Source organism: Limnohabitans sp. YIMB22184 (assembly GCF_048020265.1).
Classification (GTDB): domain Bacteria; phylum Pseudomonadota; class Gammaproteobacteria; order Burkholderiales; family Burkholderiaceae_C; genus Limnohabitans_A.
Window position 1 is genome coordinate 863,656 of record NZ_CP171843.1, and the last position, 24,089, is coordinate 887,744.

The 24,089-nt window shown below is 59.0% G+C and carries 25 protein-coding genes; 13 read left to right on the forward strand and 12 right to left on the reverse strand.

What is annotated here, in order from left to right; genetic code table 11:
- Window positions 1-13: 13 nt before the first annotated feature.
- Window positions 14-646, reverse strand: a complete 633-nt coding sequence (mobA, locus tag ACHEXL_RS04100; RefSeq protein ID WP_416560759.1) for a molybdenum cofactor guanylyltransferase MobA — start codon at window positions 644-646, stop codon at window positions 14-16.
- Between the two features lie 5 nt (window positions 647-651).
- Window positions 652-1,794: a GTP 3',8-cyclase MoaA gene (moaA, locus tag ACHEXL_RS04105; protein WP_416560760.1), complete on the reverse strand. Its 1,143-nt coding sequence runs from the start codon at window positions 1,792-1,794 to the stop codon at window positions 652-654.
- Between the two features lie 157 nt (window positions 1,795-1,951).
- On the opposite strand from moaA, the gene ppa reads away from it, so the two are divergent.
- A complete protein-coding gene (ppa, locus tag ACHEXL_RS04110; protein ID WP_416560761.1) occupies window positions 1,952-2,482 on the forward strand; it encodes an inorganic diphosphatase in 531 nt (176 codons plus the stop codon).
- Between the two features lie 96 nt (window positions 2,483-2,578).
- Here ppa and ACHEXL_RS04115 read toward each other — a convergent pair whose 3' ends face one another.
- Window positions 2,579-3,772, reverse strand: coding sequence for a GNAT family N-acetyltransferase (locus tag ACHEXL_RS04115; RefSeq protein ID WP_416560762.1), 1,194 nt, complete (start codon window positions 3,770-3,772; stop codon window positions 2,579-2,581).
- A gap of 4 nt (window positions 3,773-3,776) precedes the next feature.
- Between ACHEXL_RS04115 and ACHEXL_RS04120 the strand changes: the two genes are divergently transcribed.
- Both ACHEXL_RS04120 and ACHEXL_RS04125 read left to right on the forward strand, forming a co-directional pair.
- A complete protein-coding gene (locus ACHEXL_RS04120; protein ID WP_416560763.1) occupies window positions 3,777-5,450 on the forward strand; it encodes an NAD+ synthase in 1,674 nt (557 codons plus the stop codon).
- 35 nt (window positions 5,451-5,485) lie between these two features.
- Entirely contained in the window at window positions 5,486-5,824 is a 339-nt protein-coding gene (locus ACHEXL_RS04125; protein WP_416560764.1) for a P-II family nitrogen regulator, read from the forward strand.
- A gap of 31 nt (window positions 5,825-5,855) precedes the next feature.
- On the opposite strand, the gene ACHEXL_RS04130 is transcribed toward ACHEXL_RS04125, so the two are convergent.
- The 6 genes from ACHEXL_RS04130 to ACHEXL_RS04155 are packed head-to-tail and all read right to left on the reverse strand — an operon-like array spanning window position 5,856 to window position 9,143.
- Entirely contained in the window at window positions 5,856-6,455 is a 600-nt protein-coding gene (locus tag ACHEXL_RS04130) for a TIGR00730 family Rossman fold protein (RefSeq protein WP_416560765.1), read from the reverse strand.
- Between the two features lie 5 nt (window positions 6,456-6,460).
- A complete protein-coding gene (locus tag ACHEXL_RS04135) occupies window positions 6,461-6,859 on the reverse strand; it encodes a diacylglycerol kinase (RefSeq protein ID WP_416560766.1) in 399 nt (132 codons plus the stop codon).
- A 14-nt stretch (window positions 6,860-6,873) separates the two neighbouring features.
- Entirely contained in the window at window positions 6,874-7,416 is a 543-nt protein-coding gene (locus tag ACHEXL_RS04140) for an RDD family protein (RefSeq protein WP_416560767.1), read from the reverse strand.
- Window positions 7,413-8,141 (reverse strand): DUF3106 domain-containing protein, encoded by a 729-nt coding sequence (locus ACHEXL_RS04145; protein ID WP_416560768.1) that lies wholly within the window; start codon window positions 8,139-8,141, stop codon window positions 7,413-7,415. The genes ACHEXL_RS04140 and ACHEXL_RS04145 overlap by 4 nt, the downstream gene beginning before the upstream one ends.
- On the reverse strand, window positions 8,134-8,580 hold the full coding sequence (locus tag ACHEXL_RS04150) for a DUF3619 family protein (protein WP_416560769.1): 447 nt from the start codon (window positions 8,578-8,580) through the stop codon (window positions 8,134-8,136). Before ACHEXL_RS04150 ends, ACHEXL_RS04145 begins: the two co-directional genes overlap by 8 nt.
- On the reverse strand, window positions 8,577-9,143 hold the full coding sequence (locus tag ACHEXL_RS04155; protein ID WP_416560770.1) for an RNA polymerase sigma factor: 567 nt from the start codon (window positions 9,141-9,143) through the stop codon (window positions 8,577-8,579). Before ACHEXL_RS04155 ends, ACHEXL_RS04150 begins: the two co-directional genes overlap by 4 nt.
- 314 nt (window positions 9,144-9,457) lie before the next feature.
- Between ACHEXL_RS04155 and ACHEXL_RS04160 the strand changes: the two genes are divergently transcribed.
- The 6 genes from ACHEXL_RS04160 to ACHEXL_RS04185 all read left to right on the forward strand — a co-directional run bounded on the left by ACHEXL_RS04160 (window position 9,458) and on the right by ACHEXL_RS04185 (window position 16,654).
- Window positions 9,458-11,221, forward strand: coding sequence for an acetolactate synthase 3 catalytic subunit (locus ACHEXL_RS04160; protein WP_416560771.1), 1,764 nt, complete (start codon window positions 9,458-9,460; stop codon window positions 11,219-11,221).
- Window positions 11,222-11,223: 2 nt separating this feature from the next.
- Window positions 11,224-11,715: an acetolactate synthase small subunit gene (gene ilvN, locus ACHEXL_RS04165; protein WP_089953931.1), complete on the forward strand. Its 492-nt coding sequence runs from the start codon at window positions 11,224-11,226 to the stop codon at window positions 11,713-11,715.
- 39 nt (window positions 11,716-11,754) lie between these two features.
- Window positions 11,755-12,771: a ketol-acid reductoisomerase gene (ilvC, locus tag ACHEXL_RS04170; protein ID WP_416560772.1), complete on the forward strand. Its 1,017-nt coding sequence runs from the start codon at window positions 11,755-11,757 to the stop codon at window positions 12,769-12,771.
- Between the two features lie 118 nt (window positions 12,772-12,889).
- Window positions 12,890-13,705, forward strand: a complete 816-nt coding sequence (pssA, locus tag ACHEXL_RS04175; RefSeq protein WP_416560773.1) for a CDP-diacylglycerol--serine O-phosphatidyltransferase — start codon at window positions 12,890-12,892, stop codon at window positions 13,703-13,705.
- 198 nt (window positions 13,706-13,903) lie between these two features.
- Complete coding sequence (locus tag ACHEXL_RS04180) at window positions 13,904-15,442, forward strand: 2-isopropylmalate synthase (protein WP_416560774.1); 1,539 nt, start codon at window positions 13,904-13,906, stop codon at window positions 15,440-15,442.
- A gap of 126 nt (window positions 15,443-15,568) precedes the next feature.
- Window positions 15,569-16,654 (forward strand): serine hydrolase, encoded by a 1,086-nt coding sequence (locus ACHEXL_RS04185; RefSeq protein WP_416560775.1) that lies wholly within the window; start codon window positions 15,569-15,571, stop codon window positions 16,652-16,654.
- A gap of 62 nt (window positions 16,655-16,716) precedes the next feature.
- Here the strand turns inward: ACHEXL_RS04185 and ACHEXL_RS04190 are convergent, their stop codons facing one another.
- The 3 genes from ACHEXL_RS04190 to aat are packed head-to-tail and all read right to left on the reverse strand — an operon-like array spanning window position 16,717 to window position 19,028.
- On the reverse strand, window positions 16,717-17,496 hold the full coding sequence (locus tag ACHEXL_RS04190) for an IclR family transcriptional regulator (RefSeq protein ID WP_416560776.1): 780 nt from the start codon (window positions 17,494-17,496) through the stop codon (window positions 16,717-16,719).
- A gap of 48 nt (window positions 17,497-17,544) precedes the next feature.
- Window positions 17,545-18,282, reverse strand: coding sequence for an arginyltransferase (locus ACHEXL_RS04195; protein ID WP_416560777.1), 738 nt, complete (start codon window positions 18,280-18,282; stop codon window positions 17,545-17,547).
- On the reverse strand, window positions 18,279-19,028 hold the full coding sequence (gene aat / locus ACHEXL_RS04200) for a leucyl/phenylalanyl-tRNA--protein transferase (protein WP_416560778.1): 750 nt from the start codon (window positions 19,026-19,028) through the stop codon (window positions 18,279-18,281). Before aat ends, ACHEXL_RS04195 begins: the two co-directional genes overlap by 4 nt.
- A gap of 207 nt (window positions 19,029-19,235) precedes the next feature.
- Here aat and pgeF point away from each other — a divergent pair, with 207 nt between their 5' ends.
- From pgeF to phbB, 4 genes are all read left to right on the forward strand, one after another.
- Window positions 19,236-19,958: a peptidoglycan editing factor PgeF gene (pgeF, locus tag ACHEXL_RS04205; protein ID WP_416560779.1), complete on the forward strand. Its 723-nt coding sequence runs from the start codon at window positions 19,236-19,238 to the stop codon at window positions 19,956-19,958.
- A gap of 338 nt (window positions 19,959-20,296) precedes the next feature.
- On the forward strand, window positions 20,297-21,982 hold the full coding sequence (locus ACHEXL_RS04210) for a PHA/PHB synthase family protein (RefSeq protein WP_416561304.1): 1,686 nt from the start codon (window positions 20,297-20,299) through the stop codon (window positions 21,980-21,982).
- Between the two features lie 21 nt (window positions 21,983-22,003).
- Window positions 22,004-23,185, forward strand: coding sequence for an acetyl-CoA C-acetyltransferase (locus ACHEXL_RS04215; protein ID WP_416560780.1), 1,182 nt, complete (start codon window positions 22,004-22,006; stop codon window positions 23,183-23,185).
- A 122-nt stretch (window positions 23,186-23,307) separates the two neighbouring features.
- Entirely contained in the window at window positions 23,308-24,045 is a 738-nt protein-coding gene (gene phbB / locus ACHEXL_RS04220; RefSeq protein ID WP_416560781.1) for an acetoacetyl-CoA reductase, read from the forward strand.
- The last annotated feature ends 44 nt before the right edge of the window (window positions 24,046-24,089 follow it).

The window sequence follows — 24,089 nt, forward strand, 5'->3', positions numbered from 1 at the left end:
GTGGCGGGTGGGGTCAGAGGGCTTCGAGTTGTTGCAGTTCGGTCAGGGTGTTGGCATTGGCAAAGGCCTGGGCGCTGTCGCCGGCCTTATCAAACGGCACGATGGCACAGCGGTGCTGGTCGGTCCAGGCGTCGATCTTGCGGCCACCGCCTTGCGTGAACTTCACCAGGCTTTCAAGCAGGTCGATTTTGAGCAGGCAAAACACGGGCTGCGGGCGCACTGCACCATCGCCCTCGGGCGCGGCGGCCATGGCGATATCGGCGTTTTGTTCAGCCATGGCCTTGTACAGGCGCTCCACCAGATCGAGCGGGAACATCGGTGTGTCGCAAGGCACCGTGAGCAGCAGCGGGGTTTCGCAGCGCTCCAGCCCGGTGAGGAAGCCCGCCAGTGGCCCGGCAAAACCGTCGATGCTGTCAGGCCAGACCGGCACACCCAGCGATTCGTAAGCCGAGAGGTTGCGGTTGGCGTTGATCAGCACTTCTTGCAGCGGCAGGCTTTGCAGCTGCAGGCGCATCAGGGTTTGCAAGGCCAGCGGCAGGCCGCGGAAGTTTTGCAGACCTTTGTCGATGCCGCCCATGCGCGAGCCGCGCCCGCCTGCGAGGATCAGACCGGTGATGGCGGGTGCGTTGTGGGTATGGGAGTTCATGGCCTTCAGCCTCCGATGTAGCTCATTTCCACCCGGCGGCCGGGGCCGCTGGCGGTGTCGGGCCCGCGCAGGCTGCGCAGACGCGAATATTGGTCGGTGCGCCCGCGCCAGATGGCGTTCACCGTGGCGGCTAGTTGCGCGTCGCTCTGCGCCGGATCGCGCAACAGCTGGCGCAAGTCGTAGCCCTGGCTGGCGAACAGGCACAAATACAAGCGGCCTTCGGTCGATAAGCGGGCGCGGTTGCAGTCGCCGCAAAAAGCTTGCGTCACGCTGCTGATCACACCCACCTCGCCCAAGGACGGATCGTGTTCCCCCTGCGCGTTGGCGTAACCCCAGCGCTCGGCGGTCTCACCTGGGACAGACGGGTCCAGTTGCACCAGGGGCAACTCGGTCTGCAGCAGGCGGATCACGTCGGCGCTGGGCAGCACCTCGTCCATGCACCAGCCATTGGTCGCGCCCACGTCCATGTATTCGATGAAGCGCAGCACGATGCCCGTGCCCCTGAAATGCCGGGCCATCGGCAAGATTTCGTGGTCGTTGGTGCCGCGCTTGACGACCATGTTGACCTTGATCGGCCCCAGACCCGCAGCCCGCGCCGCCTCGATCCCGGCCAGCACATCGGCGACCGGAAAGTCCACGTCGTTCATTTTGCGAAAGACCGCATCGTCCAGCCCGTCCAAGCTGACGGTGACGCGTTGCAGCCCGGCGTCTTTCAGACTTTGGGCCTTGCGGACCAGCAGCGAGCCATTGGTGGTCAGCGTCAAATCCAGCGGCTGGCCGTCGGGCGTGCGCAATGCGGCCAGTTGTTCGATCAGAATTTCGATGTTTTTGCGCAGCAGGGGCTCACCGCCGGTGAGGCGGATTTTGCGCACGCCTTGGCCCACAAACACGCTGGCGATGCGGGTGATCTCCTCAAAACTCAACAGCTGGCTGTGCGGCAGGTAGGCGTAGTCTTTGTCAAAGACTTCTTTGGGCATGCAGTAGCTGCACCTGAAGTTGCAGCGGTCCGTGACGCTGATGCGCAAATCGGTCAAAGGGCGGCGCAGACCGTCCAGCGGCAGGGCGCTCAAGTCTTGCCCCGCATCAAGGGCGGGCAAAGGCAGGCTGGGGTGGCGCTGTTCAACCAGCGCAATGACGCGTTCAGACATAGGGGGGTGATTGTGCCCGAGTGGCTGATGCTCGCGCGGCGTGTTGCAGGCAGGCGCATGGTCGGTGGGGTGATCCCGGGGCGCAAGCCCTGTGAAAGTAAAATCGGGGTTAATCCTTAGGATTTTTGATTCTTCTTCACTTTCACAAGCAGACACCATGTCCCTGAACCAAGTCACCCCCGGCAGCAAAGTGCCCGACGCCTTCAACGTGATCATCGAAATCCCGATGAACGCCGACCCGATCAAGTACGAAGTGGACAAAGAGTCCGGCGCCTTGTTTGTGGACCGTTTCATGGGTACCGCCATGCACTACCCCACCAACTACGGTTATGTGCCCCAAACCATCGCAGGCGACGGCGATCCAGTGGATGTGTTGGTCATGACGCCATTCCCATTGCCTTCGGGCGTGGTGGTGCCTTGCCGCGCCATCGGTATCTTGCTGATGGAAGACGAAGGCGGCATGGACGGCAAGATTTTGGCCGTGCCGACCGAAAAAATTCTGCCCGTTTACGCCAAGATCAAGACCCTGGCCGATGTGCATGAGTTGCAACTCCAGCAGATCGCCCACTTTTTCGAGCACTACAAAGACCTGGAAAAAGGCAAGTGGGTCAAGGTCAAGGGCTGGGAAGGCGTGGAGTCCGCCGCCAAAGAACTGATGGACGGCATTGCCAACTACAACAAGGCCTGATGGGCATGTGCCAGCGGCTTCAGTTTGAAGCCGCTTGAACCGCTGAACGCCTGCACGGTTTGCGCCGCGCAGGCGTTTTTTGGTTTTTTTCTGCGGCTAGTTTGGCAGCGGTTTCTTCAAAGGCGAGTGCTGCTGCAGGGCTTCCATGTAATTGTCAATGCCCGATTTCTCGCGCTCCAGATACCGCGCCACCGCCTCTGAAAACGCCGGGTGCGCCAGCCAGTGGGCGCTGTGGGTGGGCGTGGGCAGCAGGGCGCGGGCCATTTTGTGTTCTCCCTGCGCCCCGCCCTCAAAACGGTGCACGCTGTTGGCAATGCACCATTCGATGGGCTGGTAGTAGCAGGCCTCAAAGTGCAGGCAGTCCACCCGTGCGAGCGCTCCCCAGTAACGGCCGTAGGCCACCTGCGGCTGGCCTTGGGCGTCCAGGTGCAGGCCAATCAGGCTGACGCCGATGGGCTGCCCCTCTTGTTCGGCCACAAACAGGAGCCAGTTCGGCGCCATGTCGCGGCGCATGGCGTCGAAAAACGCAGGGGTCAAGTAGGGCGGATTGCCGTGTTCCCAATAGGTTTGCTGGTAGCAGCGCAGCAGCAAGGCCCAGTCGTCGCCTGTCATGTCGGTGCCACGCACGGCGCGAAAGCTGACGCCCGCCTCCTGCACCTTGCGACGTTCTTGCCGGATTTTTTTGCGCTTTTCCTGGTTCAGGCTGCCCAAAAAATCATCAAAGTCGCGCCAGCCTTGGTTCTGCCAGTGGAACTGCACCTGGCTGCGCTGCAGCAGCCCCGCGCTCTCGCAAGCCTGCAAGTCTTGTGGGCTGCCAAACAGGATGTGCAGCGATGGGATGTCGTTGGTTTTACACAGATCCAGCAAGGCGGCCAGCAGCGCTTGCCGGGCCTTATCGGACTCGGCCAGCAAGCGGCTGCCAGGCACGGGCGTAAAAGGCGAGGCCACCAGCGCCTTGGGGTAGTAATTCAGGCCATGGCGCTCGTAGGCATCGGCCCAGGCGTGGTCAAACACATATTCGCCGCGTGAATGGGTCTTGAGGTAGAGCGGGCAGGCAGCGGCCAAGGCAGGGTCTGTGGTCGTCTCGCGCCACAAACTGATCACTTGCAGCGTCCAGCCCGTCTGAGGCACGGCCGAGCCGCTGGCGTGCAGGGCTGACAAATAGGCATGCCGCATGAAAGGCGATGGGGCATCTTGTTGGGCGAGCAAGCCATCCCAAGCTTTAGGCGCTATGCCGCTCAGGTCATCCTCTACCCGGGTGACATAATTCAAGCTCAAATTTTCCAGCACCTGTATGACTCTCCAAATTTGTGTGGCCCAGCTCAACTTCGTCGTCGGTGACATGCCGGGCAACGCCCGCAAAATCATCGACGCTGCCACGGCGGCTTATGCCCAAGGGGCCAGGCTGTTGATCACGCCCGAGTTGTCGATTTGCGGCTACGCGGCCGAAGACCTGCTGCTGCGCCCAGCCTTCATTGACGCCTGTGATGATGCCCTGAAAACGGTGGCCCGCGAACTGGCTGGGTTAAAGGGCCTGCATGTGGTGGTGGGCCACCCCGAAGGCGGCGGCGTGCGCACCCGCAGCGTGGCCGTGACGCGCCGCCACAACCGAGCCAGTGTGTTGTGCGAGGGGCATGTGGTGTGTGCGTACGACAAGCGCGAGCTGCCCAATTACCAAGTGTTTGACGAGCGCCGGTACTTCACGCCCGGCAACGGTGTGGGCGTGTTCGAGGTTGAGGGCGTTCGTGTGGGCTTGCTGATTTGCGAAGACGCTTGGTTTGACGAGCCCGCCCGCCTGGCGCGTGACGCGGGTGCACAGGTGCTGGCGGTGCTGAACGCCTCACCGTTCCATGCGGGCAAAGGCCCCGAGCGCGAACAGCGCATGCGCGAGCGCGTGGCCGATTGCGGCCTGTCTTTGGTTTACGCCCACCTGGTCGGCGGGCAAGACGAGGTGATTTTTGAGGGCCGCTCTTTCGCCCTGAATGCGCAGGGCCAGGTGGTCGCGCGGGCTGAAGGCTTTCGCGAAGCGGAAATGACGGTGCAGGCCCAGCCAGCAGGTACAGGTGTGGACCTGAGTGCTGCGCCCGAGGCTTTGGTGCCCATGGCCGGAGCTGACGCCGAGTTGTGGGATGCGCTGGTGCTGGGTGTGCGCGACTATCTCGGCAAAAACGGTTTCAAGGGCGCGATTTTGGGGCTGTCGGGCGGCATCGATTCGGCGCTGGTGCTGGCGATCGCGGTGGACGCCATCGGGGCCGACAAGATCCATGCGGTGATGATGCCTTCGCCCTACACGGCTGACATCAGCTGGATTGACAGCCGAGAAATGGTCAAACGCCTGGGTGTGCGCTACGACGAAATCCCGATTGCCCCTTTGTTTGACGGCTTCAAGCAGGCGCTGTCGGCGCAGTTCGAGGGCCTGAAAGAAGACACGACCGAAGAAAACATCCAGGCCCGCATTCGGGGCACTTTGCTGATGGCCTTGTCGAACAAGACGGGCGCCATTGTGCTGACCACCGGCAACAAAAGCGAGATGGCCACGGGCTACTGCACGCTGTATGGCGACATGGCGGGTGGTTTTGCGGTCATCAAGGACGTGGTCAAGACCCGCGTGTTTGACCTGGCCCGCTGGCGTAACCTGAACGACCCCTATGGCACGGGCAGCCAGCCCATCCCCGAGCGCATCATCACCCGCCCGCCCAGCGCCGAACTGCGCCCCGACCAGAAAGACCAGGACAGCCTGCCTGCGTACGAGGTGCTGGACGCGATCATCCAGCGCTACATGGAAAACGACGAGGGTGTGGAGGCTTTGATTGCCGACGGCTTTGAGCGGGCCGATGTGGAGAAAGTCACTCGCCTGATCAAGCTCAATGAGTACAAACGCCGCCAGTCGCCCGTGGGCATTCGCGTGACGCACCGCAGTTTTGGCAAGGATTGGCGTTATCCTATGACCAACAAGTTTCGCGCCTGATGGTGCATTTTGAACATCTATAAAGGACTTTTCCCATGAAACAGATCACCGCCGTCATCAAGCCTTTCAAACTGGAAGAAGTCCGTGAAGGCTTGGCCGAATGTGGCGTGACTGGTCTCACGGTGACCGAAGTCAAGGGTTTTGGCCGCCAAAAAGGTCACACCGAGTTGTACCGCGGTGCCGAGTACGTGGTCGACTTTTTACCCAAGGTGAAGGTGGAGGTCGTGGTCAAGGACGAAGACGCAGACCGCTGTGTAGACGCCATTGTCAAAGCGGCACGCACCGGCAAGATCGGGGACGGCAAGATTTTCGTCACTTCGGTGGAGCGCGTGGTGCGCATTCGCACCGGCGAGCAAGACGAAACCGCCATTTGAGGCGAGTGCCCCGCCGCAGTCGCCAGGTCGATCAGAGCAGTTCGACTTTGGCGCGGGGTGCAAACCCTGCTTTTTGCACCAAGCTTTGCAACAGCCCCTCGGGCTCGGTGCCTACAGTCACCAACTCGGTTTGCCAATCGGCCATGAAGCCCTCTTTGACCACCTGGTCAATGAAATCCATCAGACCATCGTAATAACCCAGGCTGTTCAGGATACCCACAGGTTTGTCGTGGTAGCCGAGCTGACGCCAGGTCCACACTTCGAACAGTTCTTCAAAGGTGCCAATGCCGCCGGGCAAGGCCAAAAACGCGTCGGCTTTGTCGGCCATCAGGCGTTTGCGCTCGTGCATGGTGTCCACCACATGCAGCTCGGTGCAGCCGTGGTGCGCCCATTCCTTTTCTACCAAGGCGGTGGGAATGATGCCGACCACGGTGCCGCCCGCCGCCATGGTGGCTTCGGCCACCAGACCCATCAGGCCGTTGCGTCCGCCGCCGTAGACCAATTGGCCGCCGTGCGTGCCAATCCATGTGCCCACTTGGGTAGCGATTTGCGCAAACTCAGGCTTGTTGCCGGGTTTGGAGCCGCAATAGACACAAACGGAAAAGGCGGGTGAAGTCGTTTTGGGGTTCATGGGAATCAAGACAGTTGCTGCCAAAGTGCGCCCAGCCAAATGCCGCCACACAGCAGCAAACTGAGCAAAACGGCCGCGCTGCCCATATCTTTGGCGCGTTTGGACAGGTCGTGCCACTCCGGACCGATGCGGTCAATGGCCGATTCCACGCTGGTGTTGAGCAATTCCACGATCATGACCAGCACCACCGATCCGGCCAACAAGGCGGTTTCGATCCAGCTTTGGCCCAGCCAGAAAGCCAGTGGCACCAGGACCATGGCCAAAATAGCCTCCTGACGAAATGCGGTTTCGCCCCAGCCGGCCCGAAGGCCCTGGATCGAGTAGCCTCCCGCATGCAGGATGCGGTTCAGGCCACGGCGTGCTTTTTGAGGGTTGACCTCGTGGTGGGGAGAGGGCTCTTGCATGTTGCCGCTGGGGCTCAGGTTGTTTTTGCGGAAATCAGACGCGTTCCCGCAAGGGCATCGTGCCAGAACTGACGCTGTGGATGAAAGCGGCTCAGGATGGCCCAGATCGCCACCCAACCCAGTGTCAAAATGGTCACTTCAATCACAGACAAATGGAAGGGTGCTGCTGCCGCAAGGGGTGGCAGAAACCAGAGCCAGCTGGCCATGTAGCGCTTGAAAGCGAGTTTGCGACTCACCCTTTGGCCGCGCAGGTCCACCATTTCGATGCGCCAAGTTTTCATGGCCAGCGTCTGGCCACGGTGCCACATCCAGATGAAATACACCCCCAGCACCAGAAAGCTGATGGCTTGCAGGCCGGATTTCAGTTGGGGGTGAAGGTTCATGTCACCAGGGGCCAGGCCGGTCAGCCAATATGCGGCGATGAAGTAAACCAGACCGGAAGACACCATCACACCAAACAACAGCATGCCTTCGTAGAGCCAGCAGGCCATGCGGCGGGTGAGTGAAGGCGGGGAGAGGTCCAGTGCGGGAGAGGGGGGCGAACCGTTTTGCGTCATGAGGGGGCGGTTTCTGTGGCTTGGCGAACGCCGTCAGGCGTTCCTGTCGTGGAGGGCATGGGCACATCGGGTGCTGGCGCTGCCAGTGCCGCAGGCCTTGGCAAGAGGGTTTTGCGATCAATGGCGATGGTGGCTGCTGGCGCGTTGCCGGTCGCGGCTTTCAAAGGTGTTTGAACCTGGCGATGGGGCTCCAGGGGTTTGGCCGTGGGCGCTGCATTTTTGGGCAGGGCTTTGGAGCCAGCCGAAAGCAGGCGCTTTTCTTCGGCGGGCAGGGCTTGATAGGCCTCCCATTTGGCTTTTTTGTCTTCTTTGGGCAGATTTTGCAATTTGTTGAAGTTTAGTCGTGCCAAATTGCGTTGCTGTGGGCTTAGGGCTACCCAGTCGGCCATTCGCGCATGCATGGTGATCTGGTCCGCTACGGACAGCTGTGTGAAGTTGGTCGAAATGGCCAACCATTTGTTCTGCTGTTGAGGTGTCAATGCCCCCCACTGTGCGCCCAGAGGGGCCAAGGCTTGTTTTTGCTTGGGGCTGAGTTGTTGCCAGGCTTTAGAGGCCGGGGGCGTCTGAAGTGGTGGGGTGCTGGCCTTGACGGGTGCAGTGACAGGTACCTGCAGATCTGGTGATTGTGCCGCCACGGTGCTCAAACAAGCCGATAAAAGCCAAGCGCCACCCAGTGTCAGGGCGGCACTCAGGCGCGTGAATCGGCAGCAATGGCGTTCAGTCATGGCTAGTGTGGTTACCCAGGCCTTGCTTTAGAAACTGGGCAAAACCGGCATCGGTGTAGGCATCTGGGGGCAATTCGTCGGTCAGCAAGGCCGAGTCGGTCGCAGCGATTTCCGATGTGATGTAGTCCTGCTGAATCCACTCAATGGCCAGCAAGCCAATCACCAAAGCGAGCAGGGGCAAGGCAGAGGCCAGAACGCTCCACAGATTCAGTCCTTCATCGACTGGGGCCGTCAAGGTGCCGTTGCTGTTGATCTGTGTGTTGTTGGCCAGCCGTGACTGCATCAGCGGCTTGCGCTGCGCTACGGCCAACTGCCTGGCCACGCGCAGCCGTTCGCTGATGTCATGGGGCAAGTCTGCAGCGGCCAACGTCAGCTGGCGCGAAAAATGCTGACCCCAGCGGTCTACATCTTGCTCGTTCGGTGTGTTGGGGTGTTTCATGGTCTGATTCCTTGTGTACCCAAGGTTTTGCTCAAGGCTTGAATGGCCCGAGAACAATGGGTTTTGACGCTGCCTTCTGAGCAGCCCATCACTGCAGCGGTCTCTGCAACGTCCAGCTCCTCCCAGTAACGCAGCAGGAAGGCTTCTCGTTGACGTGCCGGCAGGGCCATGACGGCCGTTTCGATGTGTTCCAGGGTCTGGAGCCTGCCCACCCATTCTTCTGCACTTTCAGACCCGGCCACGCCCGAGCTGTCAGCGGTCACTTCCAGCAGGTCAAATTCGCCTTCTGGATCGGCACTGCTGAAATCGCTCAAGTTGCTGAAAAGGGCATTGCGGGTTTTTTGCCTGCGAAACCAGTCCAACATGGTGTTGGACAAGATGCGCTGAAACAGCAAGGGCAGTTCGCTGACGGGCTTGTCGGCATAGTTGGTGCACAACTTGATCATGCTGTCTTGCAGGATGTCCAGGGCCGCATCCTCGTTTCGCACATGGTAGAAAGCGCGCTTGAACGCTTTCTTTTCCATGTTTTTCAGAAATTCTGAGAGTTCGGAGTCGGATGCCAACTTTTTTCAGCGCACGCGTCAGCGCAGCTTTTGCCAGTTTTGGGGAAATGAGGTGGACCCGGGGGCCGTGGGTGGCTGCAGTCCTGTGAGCAGGAATTATGGCATCCGAAGGTGGCGCGTCCCGAAATTCGGAAAGCCTGTTTTACAAATGCGATAATGTGCGATTGCAATTGAAAAAAAGCAAACGGATCACCGTCCGGCACTTTTACAGTTTGGTGCCCATGTCTGTGGTCTCAAGTCCCAAAGCCACTTCACAAGAGTCGAGCCCAGGGGCACCCAAGGTTTTTCGTTAGAGAAATTCACAAAGGTTGAATATGGAAATGAACAAGGCCGATACGGCTCATGCTTCTGCGGGCGCTCAGGAATTGCGCGGCGCAGAAATCCTCGTCAAAGCGCTCCAAGCTGAAAACGTGCAATACGTCTGGGGTTACCCCGGCGGCGCCGTGCTTCACATTTACGACGCTTTTTACAAACAAGACACCATTCAGCACGTCCTGGTGCGTCACGAGCAAGCTGCCGTGCACGCGGCAGACGGCTTTGCCCGTGCCACGGGCGAGGTGGGTGTGGCGCTGGTCACCTCGGGCCCTGGCCTGACCAATGCTGTGACCGGCATTGCCACCGCCTACATGGACAGCATCCCCATGGTCATCATCAGCGGGCAGGTGCCCACTGCGGCCATTGGCTTGGACGCATTCCAGGAGTGCGACACCGTGGGCATCACCCGCCCGATCGTCAAACACAACTTTTTGGTCAAAGACGCCAAAGACATGGCCGAGGTCATGAAAAAGGCTTTCCACATCGCGCGCAGCGGCCGCCCTGGCCCTGTGGTCGTGGATGTGCCCAAAGATGTTTCTTTCAACAAAACGCTTTTTACTGGCTACCCCGAGTCGGTCGAGATGCGCTCTTACAACCCGGTGCGCAAGGGCCATGGTGGACAGATCCGCAAGGCTCTGCAGTTGTTGATGTCCGCCAAGCGCCCTTACATCTACACCGGTGGCGGCGTCTTGCTCAGCAACGCCAGCGCCGAGCTGCGTGCCCTGGTGGACATGCTCAATGTGCCGGTCACCAACACTTTGATGGGTTTGGGGGCTTTCCCCGCAACCGACCGCCGTTTCCTGGGCATGCTGGGCATGCACGGCACGCTCGAAGCCAACAATGCCATGCAAAACTGTGACGTTTTGCTGGCCGTCGGTGCCCGTTTTGACGACCGCGTGATCGGCAACCCCAAGCACTTCGCTTCGGTGGACCGCAAGATCATCCACATTGACATCGACCCGTCCAGCATCTCCAAACGCGTCAAGGTCGATGTGCCGATCGTGGGCGACGTGAAAGACGTGCTGACCGAGCTCATGGGCATGATCCGCGAGTCCGGCCTCAAGCCTGATGCGCATGCGCTGAGTCAGTGGTGGGAAACGGTTGAAGGCTGGCGCAGCCGCAACTGCATGAAGTACGACAACAGCAACAATTTGGTGATCAAGCCGCAAAAGGTCATCGAGACCTTGTGGGAGATGACCAAGGACGCGGATGCGTACATCACTTCCGACGTGGGGCAGCACCAGATGTGGGCGGCCCAGTACTACAAGTTCAACGAGCCTCGCCGCTGGATCAACTCCGGCGGTCTGGGCACCATGGGCGTGGGCATTCCTTACGCCATGGGCATCAAACTCGCCAAGCCCGACAGCGAAGTCTTCTGTGTCACGGGCGAAGGCTCGGTGCAGATGTGCATCCAGGAACTGTCGACCTGCCTGCAGTACAACACGCCGATCAAGGTGCTGGCCCTGAACAACCGCTACCTGGGCATGGTGCGCCAGTGGCAAGAGATTGAATACTCCGGCCGCTACAGCCACAGTTACATGGATGCCTTGCCCAACTTCGTGAAGTTGGCCGAGGCCTACGGCCACGTCGGCATCCTGGTGGAAAAACCAGAAGATGTGGAGCCCGCCTTGCGCGAGGCCCGTCGATTGAAGGACCGCACCGTTTTCCTGGATATCCGCACGGACCCGACCGAGAACGTGTTCCCCATGGTTCAGGCTGGCAAGGGCATCACCGAGATGCTCATGGGCGTGGAGGACCTGTAATCATGAAACACATCATCGCTGTACTGATCGAAAACGAAGCGGGCGCCTTGTCCCGCGTGGTGGGGCTGTTCTCGGCCCGTGGCTACAACATCGAGTCCTTGACCGTGGCCCCGACCGAAGACCCGAGCCTGTCGCGCATGACCATCCAGACCACCGGGTCGGACGATGTGATTGAGCAAATCACCAAACACTTGAACCGCCTGATCGAGGTGGTCAAGGTGGTCGACCTGACCGAAGGCGCCTACACCGAACGCGAGCTGATGCTGGTGAAGGTGCGTGCCGTGGGCAAGGAACGCGAAGAAATGAAACGCATGGCCGACATCTTCCGCGGCCGTGTGATCGACGTCACCGACAAGAGCTACACCATTGAGCTCACCGGTGATCAGTCCAAGAACGACGCCTTTTTGGAGGCGATCGACCGCAGTGCCATTTTGGAGACCGTGCGCACGGGTGCGTGCGGTATCGGGCGCGGCGAGCGCATCCTGCGCGTCTAAACCCACTGTTTGAACCTGTTTATTCCTAAGGAGAACCCTGTGAAAGTTTTTTACGACAAAGATTGTGATCTGAGCGTCATCAAGGGCAAGACCGTTGCCATCATTGGTTACGGCTCGCAAGGCCACGCACACGCCCAAAACCTGAACGACAGCGGCGTCAAAGTGGTCGTCGGTCTGCGCAAAGGCGGCGCATCGTGGGACAAAGTCGGCAAAGCCGGTTTGACCGTGATGGAAGTCAACGACGCTGTCAAAGCCGCTGACGTGGTCATGATCTTGTTGCCCGACGAGCAAATCGCCGAGGTTTACAACAACAACGTCGCACCCAACATCAAACAAGGCGCTTCGTTGGCGTTTGCCCACGGCTTCAACGTGCACTACAACCAGGTCGTTCCCCGCGAAGATCTGGACGTGTGGATGGTCGCGCCCAAGGCACCCGGCCACACCGTGCGCAACACCTACACCCAAGGCGGCGGCGTGCCCCATTTGGTCGCGATCCACCAGGACAAGAGCGGCAAAGCCCGTGCTTTGGCCTTGAGCTATGCCATGGCCAACGGTGGCGGCAAGGCCGGCATCATCGAAACCAACTTCAAGGAAGAGACCGAGACCGACTTGTTCGGCGAGCAGGCGGTTCTGTGCGGTGGTGCGGTCGAGCTGATCAAGATGGGTTACGAGACTCTGGTGGAAGCCGGTTACGCCCCTGAAATGGCTTACTTCGAGTGCTTGCACGAGCTGAAGCTGATCGTGGACCTGATCTACGAAGGCGGCATCGGCAACATGAACTACTCGATCTCGAACAACGCCGAGTACGGTGAGTACGTGACCGGTCCTGAAGTCATCAACGAGCAGTCGCGCGAAGCCATGCGCAACGCCTTGAAGCGCATCCAGACCGGCGAATACGCCAAGATGTTCATCCTGGAAGGCAAGACCAACTACCCAAGCATGACGGCTCGCCGCCGCTTGACTTCCGAGCACTCCATTGAAGTCGTGGGTGCTCAGCTGCGCGCCATGATGCCCTGGATTGCCAAGAACAAGCTGGTCGACAAGTCCCGCAACTGATCTGGCCCTTGGGCGAGTTTGAAAAAGGCCACTGTGGTGGCCTTTTTCTTGGGCGCTGGGTCTGCCTTAAACTCCGCTGACACGGGATGGCTCCGAAAAACCGCTACAGGAATGGACGATGAACAAAGTCAACGACACCGCTGAAGACGCCGAAGTCGCCGCACCGGTGCGCAAACCCTCCAAGGGCATCTACATGCTGCCCAACATGATCACGCTGGCCGCGCTGTTCGCAGGTTTTTATGCGGTGGTCATGGCCATCAATGGCCGTTTTGACTTGGCCACGGTGGGCATTTTCAGTGCCATGGTGCTCGACAGCCTGGATGGCCGGGTGGCCCGCATGACCAACACCCAAAGTGCGTTTGGCGAGCAGATGGATTCGCTGTCGGACATGGTGTCGTTTGGTGCCGCGCCTGCCTTGATCGCCTACGTCTGGACCTTGAAGGAGCTGGGCCGTTGGGGCTGGATTGCCGCTTTTGTGTACTGCGCTTGTGCCGCGCTGCGCTTGGCACGCTTCAACGTCAACACGGGTGTGGTCGACAAGCGTTATTTTCAAGGTCTGCCCTCGCCAGCCGCTGCAGCCTTGGTGATGGGTTTTGTGTGGATCATGTTTGAGAACGCTGTGCCCGCCAAAGCGGTGTCCTGGGGCATGTTTGCCGTGTGCCTGTTTGCGGGCCTGACCATGGTGACCAATGTGCCGTTTTACAGCTTCAAGGACATGCACATGAAAAAGAGCGTGCCGTTTGCAACGCTGGTGCTGGTGGCTTTGGGCATTGCGGCCGTGAACATCGACCCGCCCACGGTGTTGTTCGGTTTGTTCGTGGCTTATGGCTTGAGTGGTTATGTGATTTATGTCTGGCGCAAAGCCAAGGGGCAGCCGACCAGCATGATCAGTACCTCCACCGACGAGCCGGAAGAGCGCGGCTTGCACCAATGATGTCAACTGCACGACAGTTCTGGTTTTGAACTGTGCTACAGTGTTTCTATGAAATTTTCTTTGTTTGCACTACTGCTAGCGCCCCACGGGCGGGATGTGTAGCGCACGCAAACATTTTCCCAAAAGGCCCGTATGCCATCCGCAACGGGCCTTTTGCATTTTTTGCTTGGACTTGCGGGTTTTTGACCAGGAGTGAACATGGCTGACAAACTGATTATTTTCGACACCACTTTGCGCGACGGCGAGCAATCGCCAGGCGCCTCCATGACCCGCGATGAGAAATTGCGCATCGCCCGTCAACTGGAACGCCTGCGTGTGGATGTCATCGAAGCCGGTTTTGCCGCCAGCTCCAATGGTGATTTCGAGGCTGTCAAAACCATTGCCGACGCCATCAAGGACTCCACCATTTGCTCTTTGTCGCGTGCCAATGACCGCGACATCTCGCGTGCGGCCGAGGCTCTCAAAGGGGCCAACAGTGGACGGATTCACACCTTCATTGCCACCTCGCCTCTGCACATGGAAAAGAAGCTGCGCATGACACCCGACCAGGTGTTCGAGCAGGCCAAGCAGTCGGTTCGCTTCGCGCGCAATTTGGTGGGTGACGTCGAGTTCAGCCCGGAAGACGGCTACCGCAGCGACATGGACTTTCTGTGCCGCATTTTGGAAGCAGTCATTGCCGAGGGTGCAACCACCATCAACGTGCCCGACACGGTGGGTTATGCGGTGCCCGAGTTGTATGGCCAGTTCATCAAGACCCTGCGCGAGCGCATCCCCAACTCGGACAAAGCGATTTGGTCCGTGCATTGCCACAACGATCTGGGCATGGCTGTGGCCAACTCCTTGGCGGGCGTGAAGATCGGCGGTGCCCGTCAAGTCGAGTGCACCATCAACGGTCTCGGCGAGCGTGCCGGCAACTGCTCCCTCGAAGAGGTGGTCATGGCCGTCAAAACACGCCGCGACTATTTTGGCCTTGACATTGGCATTGACACCAGCCACATCGTGGCGGCCAGCCGCATGGTCAGCCAGACCACTGGTTTTGTGGTGCAACCCAACAAGGCAGTCGTCGGCGCCAATGCTTTTGCCCATGCCTCGGGCATTCACCAGGATGGTGTGCTCAAGGCGCGTGACACTTACGAAATCATGCGTGCCGAGGACGTGGGCTGGACCACCAACAAGATCGTCTTGGGCAAGCTCAGCGGTCGCAATGCGTTCAAACAGCGCTTGCAGGACCTGGGCGTCACGCTCGACAGCGAGACCGAAATCAACAACGCCTTTGCCAAGTTCAAGGAGCTGGCCGATCGCAAGAGTGAAATCTTTGACGAAGACATCCTGGCTCTGGTCGGCGATGAAAGCGTGACCGCTGAAAAAGAGCAATACGGCTTTGTTTCGATGTCGCAGCACAGCGAAACTGGTGAGCGCCCCCATGCGGCGGTGGTCTTTACCGTCGAGGGCAAAGAGGTCCGGGCCGAGTCGGACGGCAATGGTCCGGTGGATGCATCTTTGAAAGCCATTGAATCTCACATCAAAAGTGGTGCTGAAATGGTGCTGTACTCGGTCAACGCCATCAGCGGCTCCACCGAAAGCCAAGGCGAGGTCACGGTGCGACTGCAAAACAGTGGTCGTGTTGTCAATGGAGTCGGCTCTGACCCAGACATCGTGGTCGCCTCGGCCAAGGCTTACCTCAGTGCACTCAATAAATTGCAAAGCAAAGCCGATCGGGTGGCTGCTCAGGGGTAATACTGAAGTCTTTGGAAGTACTATCTGGCTTCAATAAAGTCACGCAAGTCATTGTTCTTGCGTGACTTTTTTTATTTAGGTACACTCGGAAACAATTGACCTTACTCTTAAATGAAGATGTTTCTGATGCGATTCGCCCCACCGTTTTCCCACCAAGTTTCTGGCAGATGGTCGCATGGCTTGCTTGCAGCTTTGACCGCAGGGGTCTTGTTGGTTGTGTCTGCTTGGCCTACAGCTGTGTTGGCACAAAACAAGACATCTACGGTTAAAAAGCGGACGGCTGCAAATATTACCAAAACCGTTCAGAAGAAGAAACAACCACTTGCTAAAAAAACCAAGGTCCAGCGTGCTGCGGCCTCAGAAAGCAGGGCACTGCCCATTCGTGCTTCTTATGGGCAAATGGCCGGTCTTCACAGTGCCAGTGATCCTCTCGATTTGCGCTCCAGTGTGGCCTTGGTCATCGACCAAGACACCCGGGAGGTTCTCTTCCGTAAAAACGACCATGCTGTCTTGCCAATTGCGTCCTTGACCAAGTTGATGACCGGCTTGGTCATCTCGGAAGCGCAATTGCCCATGGCCGAGATGATCACCATCACCCAGGCCGATGTGGATACGGAAAAAGGCAGTTCATCCCGTTTGGCGGTGGGTACCGTGCTCAGCCGGGGTGATCTGCTGCACTTGGCACTGATGTCCAGCGAAAACCGCGCTGCACATGCCCTGGGTCGTACCTTCCCTGGTGGTTTGGACGCCTTTGTGTCGCGCATGAATGCGCGGGCCCAAGCTCTGGGCATGTCCGATACACGTTATGTGGAGCCGACAGGCTTGTCCAGCCGCAACCAGTCCAGCGCCAGCGATTTGGCCGTTTTGGTGGGGGCTGCCTACAAGGAGCCCGTTTTGCGTGAGCTGTCCACTTCGCACGGCCGTGAGATCGAAGTGGGTCGCCGCACGCTCCAGTACAACAACACCAACCGTTTGGTCAAGAGCGCTGACTGGGACATTGGCTTGCAGAAGACAGGTTACATCTCAGAGGCGGGTCAGTGCCTGGTGATGCAGGCGCAAGTGGCCGGGCGCAAGCTGATCATGGTGTTTCTGGACTCTGCAGGCAAACTCAGCCGCATCGCCGATGCCGAACGTGTGCGTCGTTGGGTGGAAAAGTCGTCGGGCGCTTCTGGCGTCAAGCACTCGGCTTTGGCCGAGCGCCTGCCGGGCTGAAGACAGCTCAGTTCCATGAAAAAAGGCCTCTCGGAGGCCTTTTTTCATGGGCGGGCAGCGCTTCAATGGTCGCCGTGATAGCCCAGAGTTCTGCTGATTTCATGTGACGTGGCCTGCAGCTTGGGCAGCCAGCCTTCGTCCAGGCGGTCTGCCGGGGCAGAGATGGACAGACCGGCCAGCAGTTTTCCCTGGTCGTCGTAGATGCCGGCTGCGATGCAGCGCACGCCCAGTTCCAGCTCTTCGTTGTCTCGGGCAATGCCGTATTGCTTGACCCGTGCCAGCTCCCTTTCAAGAACCTGCAGTTGCGTGATGCTGTTGCGTGTTTGCCCCAGCAAACCGGTGCGTGTGGCGTAAGAGCGAACCCGCAATGGGTCGTCTGCTGCCAGGAAAAGTTTGCCCACCGACGTCAGGTGCAAAGGCGCCCGTCCGCCAATGGCCCGAACCACCTGCATGCCGGAGCGTTCGCTGTAGGCTCGCTCGATGTAGACGATTTCATCGCCTTGGCGCATGCTGAGGTTGACGGGTTGCTGAATGAGTTTGTGCAACTCGCGCATGGGCGCCAGTGCCGCGTCGCGCACATTCAGCCGTCCTTTGACCAAATTGCCCAGCTCCAGAAGTCGCATGCCCAGGCGGTAGTTGCCCGCTTCCGGGCGATCAACAAACCGGCCGGTGGCCAGGTCGTTCAAGATGCGGTGGGCTGTGGAGGGGTGCAAGCCTGTTTTTTCACTGATCTCTTTCAGGGAAACGGCTTCTTCGCGAGAGGCGAGCACGTCAATCAGCGAAAACATCCGCTCTATGACCTGGATGGTGGGTGAGGGCGTGAATGCAGGGTCTTTTTTCATGGTGTCGTCAGGCGATCCTTAAATTTTACACTGTGAAAATTGAGCCGTTCACGCCAGCGTTCGCCATTGGCCTTGAACGCGTATTTCACAAGGTCTAAAGCGTGATTTGTAATTCATTTTTGGGCTGCTCTCTATCCAATAGCCCAAATAGACGTAGGGCAGTTGCAGTTGCTCCGCTTGCTGGATTTGCCAGAGCACTCCGAACGTTCCATAGCTGGCCTGGTCTTCGGGTTCGTAGAAGGTGTAAACCGCCGAGAGGCCATGGTTGAGCACGTCCACGATGCTGACCATTTTCAAGGCACCCAGGCTGCCATCGCTGGTCGGCTCACGAAACTCCACGATGCGCGAATTGACGCGGCTTTGCAGTAAAAACTGGTTGTATTGGTCCACGCTGTCCTGGTCCATACCACCACCCGGGTGGCGGCTCGTCTGGTAGCGCAAATACAAAGCGTAATGGTAGGGATCGAATTGCAGGTCGAGCACCCTAGCCTGCAAATGCTGGTGTTGGCGCCAGCTGCGTCGCTGGCTGCGGTCCGGCTTGAAGGCGGCGACCTGCACGCGCAAGGGCTGGCAGGCCTGGCAGCCATCGCAGTAGGGGCGGTAGGTGAACATCCCGCTGCGGCGAAAACCCTGCTCCACCAAGTCGGAGTAAACCTCGTTTTGAATCAGATGGCTGGGCGTTGCCACTTGCGAGCGTGCCGAGCGTTCAGGCAAGTAGCTGCACGCGTAGGGCGCCGTGGCGTAAAACTGCAAGGCCTGAATGGGGAGATCTTTGAGATGGGTCACGACAGGGTGTCCAAAGCCGTCAACGTGTCCCAGTATAAAGTTTGCTGCGCCCAGTCGATGGGGGACTTGATGCGCTCTAGCTGGACGGTCGCCACAAAATCAGCCCGGGGTATTTCTCGGGCACCCAGGGAGGCCAGGTGCCGGGTATTTTGTTGACAGTCGATGGTGGCAACGCCATGCGCCAGACACACACTGACCAGGCAGGCCAAAGCCATTTTGGAGCCATCGGTGATGGTGGTGAACATCGATTCACCGAAGACGGCATGGCCCAAGGCTACAAAATACAGGCCGGCAATCAGCTCGCCACCGAGCCAGACCTCGGCGCTGTGGGCGTGGCCTGCGCGGTGCAAGTCTTCATAGGCCTGCACCATGGCCGGCACGATCCAGGTGCCGTTTTGCCCAGCCCTTGGCGAAGTGCTGCATCGGCGGATGACCTGACCGAAATCGCGGTCGAAGGTCAATGAAAAACCAGGCTGCTGCAGCCAACGTTGAAGTGACTGGCGCAGAGAACGGCGGAAACGGAAATCACCGGGGCGCAGGACCATGCGGGGGTCAGGGCTCCACCACAGCACGGGCTGGCCATCGCTGAACCATGGAAAAACCCCTTGACTGTAGGCCTCCAGCAAACGTGTGGCGGACAAGTCTTGACCGGCCGCCAGCAGGCCTGGGGCGGGCGAGTGTGCCCCCCAGGCCTGTTGAATGGGTGGCAAGGCCTGGTCAGCGTCAATCCAGCTCAGCTCGGGCATAGGGGTGGTCCTTGGCATGGGTGCATTACACATGAACAGGTACTCGTTTCTTGTCGCTTTGGCCTCGGATCGTGATTTTTTTGGGTTTATCCTTCATCACAAGGCATCGCCTTTGTTGTATCTCTCATTTTTTTGCGTGTGATGACACCTTTCCCACCCCATTGGTTGCGACCCGATTGGCCAGCGCCAGCGCATGTTCAGGCTGTGATGACCGATCGGCATGGCGGCGTCTCCAGCCCCCCTTGGGACAACATGAACCTGGGTGACCATGTGGGTGACGCGCCACACAGCGTGCAAGTCAACCGCCAGCGCTTGCAAGAGGCCATCGGCAGACGTCCGGTTTTCTTGAAGCAGGTGCATGGCCATCAGGCCGTGGCGTTAGACGCCAGCACCCAGGATGGCACGGAGGCCGATGCCTGTTTTGCGCTGAATTCAGAAGTGGCCTGCACCATCATGGTGGCCGATTGTTTGCCCGTCTTGATGTGCGACATGTCGGGCCAATGGGTGGCTGCTGCGCATGCGGGCTGGCGAGGTTTGGCGGGTGAGTGGGGCACAGGCGTGCTGGAAACCTTGCGCCAGCAGCCCCCTTTGCGGGACACCCCAGCGGAGCGCATTTTGGTCTGGTTGGGGCCTTGCATTGGCCCTCAGGCGTTTGAAGTGGGTGCAGATGTGCGCGAGGCTTTTTGTGCGCATGACCCTGAGACCGCCGTTTATTTCCAACCTGGCGCGGCGGACAAGTGGCTCGCTGACTTGGCAGGCCTGGCCCGGAGGCGATTGAAGCAAATGGGATTCACCCGTATTTTTGGCAACGACAGCGGGGCCGCTTGGTGCACCGCCGGGCAGGCCTCACGGTTCTTTTCGCACCGGCGCGACAGCCGTGTCCTTGGGCAGAGCGGTCGCATGGCGGCTTGCATCTGGCTCACGGGGTGATGCGCTTGCTGGTGCCTGCAGTTGTTCCTTTTCGTCTGCTTGTCGCTGTGCTTTGCGGCGCAGTGGTGTACCCATGAGGTACACGACCAAAGACATGGGCAGCACCCCATACAAAAGAAAAGTGATGATGGCCCCCAAGACAGTCCCTTGGGTACTAAATGCTTCAGCCAAGCCCATCAACAAGGTCACATAGAGCCAGGCAATAACGATCAAATACATTTTTTGTGCTTTGTAATTTAGGTGACATCAAATTGACAGATACTGAAGGTAACCGATATCAAAAAAACCATTTACCGGAGACAAGTATGAGCACATCCACGCCAGAATTTTGGTCGAGCATGGGCGATGGTTTTCAGCAAAACCTGTACAAAAGCTGGGGGCAGGCCATGCAGCATTTCCAGACGCTGGACCTCGGTGGGTTGAAATCCGGGCTTGATGCCGCGATGCCATCCCTCAAATTCTCGCCTGAAAAGCTCCAAGCCCTGCAAGGGCAGTACTTTAAAGATGCCTCTGAGTTGTGGAATCAAAGCTTGCACAACAGTTTGCAGGTCAAAGACCGTCGCTTTTCAGGAGAAGCGTGGAGCGCCAACCCGATGGCTGCCTTCAATGCGGCCACTTATTTACTCAACGCCCGCACCCTGATGGGACTCGCCGATGCGGTCGAGGGAGACGAAAAAACACGCACCCGCATCCGGTTTGCCGTGGAGCAATGGGTGGCTGCTGCGGCCCCGAGCAATTTTCTGGCCTTCAATGCCGAGGCACAAAAGAAAGCCATCGAAACCCAAGGTGAGAGCATTGCCAAGGGTTTGAAAAACCTGATGCACGACATGCAGCAAGGCCATGTGTCGATGACCGACGAAAGTCTGTTTGAGGTGGGCAAGAATGTGGCCACCACCGAAGGCGCGGTGGTCTTCGAGAACGATTTTTTTCAGCTCATTGAATACAAGCCGCTCACGGCCAAGGTCTACGAAAAACCCTTCTTGCTGGTGCCGCCTTGCATCAACAAGTTCTACATCCTGGACCTGCAGCCTGAGAACTCCTTCATCCGCTATGCGGTCAGCCAGGGGCATCGCACCTTTGTGGTGAGCTGGCGCAACCCCGACGAGTCCATGGCGCAAAAGACCTGGGACGACTACATCGAGCAGGCTGCCATCCAAGCCATCAGCACGGTGCAGTCGATCACGGGTGCACCCAAGATCAATGCGCTGGGTTTTTGCGTGGGCGGCACCATCTTGTCGACCGCTTTGGCCGTGTTGGCGGCCCGTGGCGAAAAGCCTGTGGCCAGTGCTACCTTCCTCACCACCCTGATCAACTTCACCGACACCGGCATTCTGGACGTGTTCATTGACGAGAACTTCGTCAAGTTCCGTGAGCAGCAAATGGGCAAGGGCGGCTTGCTCAAGGGCCAGGACCTGGCCTCGACTTTCAGCTTTCTGCGCCCCAACGACCTGGTCTGGAACTATGTGGTGGGCAACTACCTCAAGGGCGAGACCCCGCCACCGTTTGACCTGCTCTACTGGAACAGCGACTCGACCAATTTGCCCGGACCTTTTTATGCCTGGTACCTGCGCAACACCTACCTGGAAAACAACCTGGTCAAACCCGGCAAGGTCAAAGTCTGTGGCGAGCCCATTGATTTGGGCAAGGTCGACATGCCGGTCTACATCTACGGCTCGCGTGAAGACCACATCGTGCCCATCGGCGGCGCGTACGCCAGCACCCAGGTGCTGCCGGGCAAAAAGCGTTTTGTCATGGGGGCCTCGGGCCACATCGCGGGCGTGATCAACCCGCCCGCCGCCAAAAAGCGCAGTCACTGGCTGAGCGAGGACAGCAAATTCCCGGCCGATGTGAACGACTGGATCGCCAGTGCCAAAGAGCTGCCCGGCAGCTGGTGGACCGACTGGTCCGATTGGCTCAAGGGCCATGCGGGCAAGCAAATTGCCGCCCCCAAAACCTATGGCAAAGGCAGCCAATTCAAAGCCATCGAAGCGGCCCCTGGTCGTTACGTCAAAGCCAAAGCCTGATTGTTTTTTTTGGAGATAAAAATGGAAGACATCGTCATCGTAGCAGCCGCTCGCACCGCGGTGGGTAAATTTGGCGGCTCGCTCGCCAAGACCCCTGCCACTGAGCTGGGCAGCATCGTCATCAAAGGCTTGCTCCAACGCAGCGGCTTGCCGGTCGACGCCATTGGCGAAGTCATCATGGGCCAGGTGCTGGCCGCAGGCGTGGGCCAGAACCCCGCCCGCCAAGCCATGATGAAAGCCGGACTCGCCAAAGAGACTCCTGCGCTGACCATCAACGCGGTGTGCGGCTCGGGCCTGAAAGCCGTGATGCTGGCCGCACAAGCTGTGGCCTGGGGCGACAGCGAAATCGTGATCGCGGGTGGTCAGGAAAACATGAGCGCCAGCCCCCACGTCTTGAACGGCAGCCGCGACGGCCAGCGCATGGGCGACTGGAAGATGACCGACACCATGATCGTGGACGGTCTGTGGGACGTGTACAACCAGTACCACATGGGCATCACCGCCGAGAACGTGGCCAAGGCTCACGGCATCACCCGCGAAATGCAAGATGCTTTGGCTGCAGGCAGCCAGCGCAAGGCGGCTGCAGCACAAGAAGCGGGCAAGTTCAAGGACGAGATCGTGGACGTGCTGATCCCCCAGCGCAAGGGTGATGCACTGGTGTTCAACACCGATGAATTCATCAACAAAAAAACCAGCGAAGAAGTGCTGGCGGGCTTGCGCCCCGCGTTCGACAAGGCCGGCAGTGTGACGGCTGGCAATGCCTCGGGCATCAACGATGGTGCTGCCGCTGTGATGGTCATGAGCGCCAAAAAGGCCGCTGCCCTGGGTCTCAAGCCCTTGGCCCGTATTGCCGCTTTCGGCACCAGCGGTCTGGACCCGGCCACCATGGGCATGGGCCCGGTGCCCGCCTCGCAAAAGGCGCTGGCCCGTGCGGGTTGGAAAGCCCAGGACGTGGACCTGTTTGAATTGAACGAAGCCTTTGCTGCGCAAGCCTGCGCTGTCAACAAAGCACTGGACATCGATCCGGCCAAAGTCAACGTCAACGGCGGTGCCATTGCGATTGGCCACCCGATTGGCGCATCCGGTTGCCGTATTTTGGTGACTTTGCTGCACGAAATGCAGCGCACTCAGGCCCAAAAAGGTTTGGCCGCGCTCTGTATCGGCGGCGGCATGGGCGTGTCCCTGGCGGTTGAACGCGTTTAAAAAAACCTGCGCCGCTCATGTGGCGTTGTTTGGCGCACTGTCCAACCGTATAAGGGCAGCCCAACAGCGTGACTTGAGCGGTCTTCATTGATCCCACTTCACTCATAACAAGGAGACAAACCATGAGTCAAAAAGTAGCTTACGTCACAGGTGGCATGGGCGGTATCGGTACCGCGATTTGCCAGCGCCTTCACCAGGAGGGCTTCAAGGTCATCGCCGGTTGCGGTCCAACCCGTGACTTCACCAAATGGTTGGACGAGCAAAAAGCCCTGGGCTTTACCTTCTACGCTTCGGTGGGCAACGTCGGTGACTGGGATTCCACGGTGGAAGCCTTCAGCAAGGCCAAGGCCGAGCACGGCCCCATTGATGTGCTGGTGAACAACGCGGGTATCACCAAGGACCGCATGTTCCTGAAGATGACCCGGGATGACTGGGACGCCGTGATGAACACCAACCTGGACTCCATGTTCAACGTGACCAAGCAGGTCGTGTCCGACATGGTGGAAAAGGGCTGGGGCCGCATCATCAACATCTCGTCGGTCAACGGTGAAAAAGGCCAGGCAGGGCAAACCAACTACTCGGCCGCCAAAGCCGGCATGCACGGTTTTTCGATGGCCCTGGCGCAAGAATTGGCCACCAAGGGCGTGACGGTGAACACCGTGTCGCCGGGCTACATCGGCACCGACATGGTCAACGCCATCCGTCCTGACGTGCTGGAAAAGATCGTGGCCACCGTGCCCGTCAAGCGCCTGGGCAAGCCCAGCGAGATCGCCTCCATCATCGCCTGGTTGGCCAGCGATGAGGGCGGTTATGCCACCGGTGCTGACTTCTCGGTCAACGGTGGTTTGCACATGGGCTGATGCCTTGGCCTTTGGCTGCATCGCCCTGGGCATGGCCCACAAAA

Coding starts and splice junctions, on each gene's coding strand:
- ACHEXL_RS04190 (WP_416560776.1), bottom strand. CDS start 17,496: ATGAAAAAAGACCCTGCATTCACGCCCTCACCCACCATCCAGGTCATA.
- ACHEXL_RS04160 (WP_416560771.1), top strand. CDS start 9,458: ATGGAAATGAACAAGGCCGATACGGCTCATGCTTCTGCGGGCGCTCAG.
- ilvN (WP_089953931.1), top strand. CDS start 11,224: ATGAAACACATCATCGCTGTACTGATCGAAAACGAAGCGGGCGCCTTG.
- ACHEXL_RS04135 (WP_416560766.1), bottom strand. CDS start 6,859: ATGCAAGAGCCCTCTCCCCACCACGAGGTCAACCCTCAAAAAGCACGC.
- ACHEXL_RS04130 (WP_416560765.1), bottom strand. CDS start 6,455: ATGAACCCCAAAACGACTTCACCCGCCTTTTCCGTTTGTGTCTATTGC.
- ACHEXL_RS04145 (WP_416560768.1), bottom strand. CDS start 8,141: ATGACTGAACGCCATTGCTGCCGATTCACGCGCCTGAGTGCCGCCCTG.
- ACHEXL_RS04150 (WP_416560769.1), bottom strand. CDS start 8,580: ATGAAACACCCCAACACACCGAACGAGCAAGATGTAGACCGCTGGGGT.
- mobA (WP_416560759.1), bottom strand. CDS start 646: ATGAACTCCCATACCCACAACGCACCCGCCATCACCGGTCTGATCCTC.
- moaA (WP_416560760.1), bottom strand. CDS start 1,794: ATGTCTGAACGCGTCATTGCGCTGGTTGAACAGCGCCACCCCAGCCTG.
- ACHEXL_RS04215 (WP_416560780.1), top strand. CDS start 22,004: ATGGAAGACATCGTCATCGTAGCAGCCGCTCGCACCGCGGTGGGTAAA.
- phbB (WP_416560781.1), top strand. CDS start 23,308: ATGAGTCAAAAAGTAGCTTACGTCACAGGTGGCATGGGCGGTATCGGT.
- ppa (WP_416560761.1), top strand. CDS start 1,952: ATGTCCCTGAACCAAGTCACCCCCGGCAGCAAAGTGCCCGACGCCTTC.
- ACHEXL_RS04140 (WP_416560767.1), bottom strand. CDS start 7,416: ATGACGCAAAACGGTTCGCCCCCCTCTCCCGCACTGGACCTCTCCCCG.
- pssA (WP_416560773.1), top strand. CDS start 12,890: ATGAACAAAGTCAACGACACCGCTGAAGACGCCGAAGTCGCCGCACCG.
- ACHEXL_RS04210 (WP_416561304.1), top strand. CDS start 20,297: ATGGGCGATGGTTTTCAGCAAAACCTGTACAAAAGCTGGGGGCAGGCC.
- ACHEXL_RS04180 (WP_416560774.1), top strand. CDS start 13,904: ATGGCTGACAAACTGATTATTTTCGACACCACTTTGCGCGACGGCGAG.
- ACHEXL_RS04125 (WP_416560764.1), top strand. CDS start 5,486: ATGAAACAGATCACCGCCGTCATCAAGCCTTTCAAACTGGAAGAAGTC.
- ACHEXL_RS04120 (WP_416560763.1), top strand. CDS start 3,777: ATGACTCTCCAAATTTGTGTGGCCCAGCTCAACTTCGTCGTCGGTGAC.
- aat (WP_416560778.1), bottom strand. CDS start 19,028: ATGCCCGAGCTGAGCTGGATTGACGCTGACCAGGCCTTGCCACCCATT.
- pgeF (WP_416560779.1), top strand. CDS start 19,236: ATGACCGATCGGCATGGCGGCGTCTCCAGCCCCCCTTGGGACAACATG.
- ACHEXL_RS04185 (WP_416560775.1), top strand. CDS start 15,569: ATGCGATTCGCCCCACCGTTTTCCCACCAAGTTTCTGGCAGATGGTCG.